4 protein-coding genes are annotated in these 2,635 nt (G+C 68.3%); 2 read left to right on the forward strand and 2 right to left on the reverse strand.

Annotated features, from left to right (window positions below; genetic code table 11):
- Positions 1–2: 2 nt before the first annotated feature.
- Positions 3–410 (forward strand): NADH:ubiquinone oxidoreductase subunit NDUFA12, encoded by a 408-nt coding sequence (locus ACE3S9_RS18155; protein ID WP_374547880.1) that lies wholly within the window; start codon positions 3–5, stop codon positions 408–410.
- Positions 410–1,321 carry a DUF2155 domain-containing protein gene (locus ACE3S9_RS18160; RefSeq protein ID WP_374547881.1) on the forward strand — a complete coding sequence of 304 codons (912 nt, stop codon included), beginning with the start codon at positions 410–412 and terminating at the stop codon, positions 1,319–1,321. The genes ACE3S9_RS18155 and ACE3S9_RS18160 overlap by 1 nt, the downstream gene beginning before the upstream one ends.
- Positions 1,322–1,599: 278 nt before the next feature.
- Here the strand turns inward: ACE3S9_RS18160 and aat are convergent, their stop codons facing one another.
- Entirely contained in the window at positions 1,600–2,274 is a 675-nt protein-coding gene (aat, locus tag ACE3S9_RS18165) for a leucyl/phenylalanyl-tRNA--protein transferase (RefSeq protein WP_374547882.1), read from the reverse strand.
- A gap of 55 nt (positions 2,275–2,329) precedes the next feature.
- On the reverse strand, positions 2,330–2,635 hold a 306-nt coding region (locus tag ACE3S9_RS18170; protein WP_374547883.1), incomplete at its 5' end, for a hypothetical protein.

The raw sequence follows: 2,635 nt of genomic DNA on the forward strand, positions 1-2,635 counted from the left end.
CGATGAAATGGCTCGTCCAACTCTTCACCTGGTGGAACGAACAGTCGCTCGGCACGCGGCTGCACACCTGGCGGTTTGGCGAGCGCGTCGGCGAAGACCAGTTCGGCAATGTCTATTATCGCTGGAAAGGCGGCGCGATCGATCCGGCGCTCGGCTTCAACCGCCGCTGGGCGATTTTCAAGGGCGAGTCGGAAGGCTCCAAGATCCCGCCCGGCTGGTACGGCTGGCTGCATCACACCACCGATGAACTTCCCACCGACGCCAATTACAAGCCGCGCGAATGGGAAAAGCCCTATATCCCGAACCAGACCGGCACGCCCAACGCCTGGCGCCCGCCGGGCTCGACGCTGGCCGCCGGCGCGCGGCCCAAGGCCACCGGCGATTATCAGGCCTGGTCGCCCGAGGCTTGATGCGCCTTCTCCGGCCCTTTGCCCTGACCCTGGGCGCGGCCCTGCTGGCCGGCGCTGGCGCGCGCGCGGACACGATCCATCATCCGACCGCGGTTTTCGCCGGGTTGGACAAGATCACCGGCCGCATCATCACTTTCGACGTCGCCACCGACGAGACGGTGCAATTCGGCACGCTGCAGATCACGCCGCGCGTTTGCCTGACCCGGCCGCAGACCGAGGCGCCGCTGACCGAAGGCTTCGTCGAGGTGGACGAGATCGACGCCGCGCGCACCGCGAAACGGATCTTTTCCGGCTGGATGTTCGCTGCGAGCCCCGGTCTGCACGGGGTGGAGCACCCGGTCTATGACGTCTGGCTGAAGGATTGCAAAGGCGGCGTCCAGGTCACGGCTTCGCCGGTCAACGCCCAGCCCGACACGGGCAAGCCGCCGCCGCCCAACGCCTCCGCGCCGCCGGCGCCCGGCGCGCCGGCCAGCAAGCCGCGTCGCACCATCGAGCCGCAGGAGCCAGTCGAGCCGGGGGTTGAATCCTTGCCGCCGAGCGACGTCGACGCCATGCCCCCGCCGGGCGCGCCGGACAATGGCCTGAATGGCGCAAATGGCGCGCCTGCCGGGGGGCTTGGCGCGCCGATTGAAATCGGCCCGGCGCCGGGCGCTGGCCGGCCGGCCGGCGACGCAGCCAATCCGAGCCTTGATCCCGGCGCGCCGCTTGACGCCGGCGTCGCGCCGCCGCCGGCGGCCAAGCCGCCCAAGCCGAAACGCAAGCCGCCGACGGACCCCAACGCCGCGCCGGGCGGCGCCGCTAACGGCGCGCCCGTTCCACCGGCGCCTGTTCCGCAGTCGGCGCCGCTGCCGCAACGCCAGCAACCGTCGGGCCCGCAGGACATCATCAAGAATCTGCCGTTCTTCCGCTGAGCTAGGGCCGATCGACATTCAGGCCGTAGGTCGTGACGCGAGGCCTTTTGGCTTCCGGGCAGGAGCCGGCTGCAGCCAATATCGGGGATATTGGCAAGGCCGGCGACGCCCTCCGGAAGCCAAAAGGCTCGCGCCCGAAGGGTTTGGCCGAAACGGCCGCCTGGTTCGTCGAAAGTCCGCGCCAATATCCGCGATATTGGCGCGGACTTTCTCCTGCCATCCGTCTCATTTCGGCCAAATCCCGACCCACGGCCTGAATGTCGATCGGCCCTAAGCCTTCACTCGGCGCGGGCGCGCGCCCAGGTCAGCACCGCTTCCGGCGTCGCTTTTGGATCGAGCAGCGTGAAGTCGCTTTGCCGGGTCAGCGCCTCCTCCAGCCGGCGCCGGTAATCGGCGCGCGCGATTTCCACAGCGCCGAGGCTCGCCAGATGCGGCGTGATGAATTGCGCGTCGAGCAAGGCGAAACCGCCCATGCGCAGCCGCGCGACCAGATAGGTCAGGCAGACCTTTGACGCATCCGTCGCGCGGTGGAACATGCTTTCGCCGAAAAAGGCGCCGCCGAGCGCCAGCCCATAGAGGCCGCCGACCAATTGGCCGTCGCGCCACGCCTCGACCGTATGGACGAAGCCCGTCTCGAACAATTCGCGAAACAGCGCGGCGATGGTCTTGTTGATCCAGGTCTTTTCGCGGCCGGGCCGGCTCTCCGCGCAGCCGGCGATCACGCCCTCGAAATCCGAATCGATCCGGATCTCGAAGGTCTCGCCCCGGATCGTCCGGGCGAGGCTTCTCGATACGATCAGGCCGTCGAGTGGGAAAATGCCGCGCTCGCTCGGATCGAACCAGAACAAGGCGTCGTCGCCGGCGTCCTCGGCCATGGGAAACAGGCCGGAGGCATAGGCGCGCAGCAGAAGGCGCGGCGTGATCGGTTCAGGCTTGGGCGAGCGCGGATGCATGGCCTATTTTCACCGCCGTTACGCGCGGCGACAAGCCCAACAACGGCGATCGGCCCTAACGCGTCAGGCTGATGTGCCCGTCGACGAAGGTCAGTTTGTCCGCGTCGTCGATCCGCCAATAGACATAGGCGTCGGGCTGGCCCCAGTTCCGGCTCAGCCAGCGGGCGCCCAGAACGCTCTCGTCGTTGGGGCAGGGCGCGAAAAAATCGAAGCCTTCGCCTTTCAGCCGGGCCTCCAGCGCGCCGGCGTCGGAGCCGGACGGAAACAGCTTCCGCAATTTCTCGCCCAAGGCGGCGGGCGGGCGCACGCCCTGTTTCCGGCGGGCGTCCTGCTCATAGAGCGAGCGCGAGGGGCAGGGCGC

Source organism: Rhodoblastus sp. (genome assembly GCF_041915505.1).
In the GTDB taxonomy this organism is placed as follows: domain Bacteria; phylum Pseudomonadota; class Alphaproteobacteria; order Rhizobiales; family Beijerinckiaceae; genus Rhodoblastus.

Coding starts and splice junctions, on each gene's coding strand:
- aat (WP_374547882.1), bottom strand. CDS start 2,274: ATGCATCCGCGCTCGCCCAAGCCTGAACCGATCACGCCGCGCCTTCTG.
- ACE3S9_RS18155 (WP_374547880.1), top strand. CDS start 3: ATGAAATGGCTCGTCCAACTCTTCACCTGGTGGAACGAACAGTCGCTC.
- ACE3S9_RS18160 (WP_374547881.1), top strand. CDS start 410: ATGCGCCTTCTCCGGCCCTTTGCCCTGACCCTGGGCGCGGCCCTGCTG.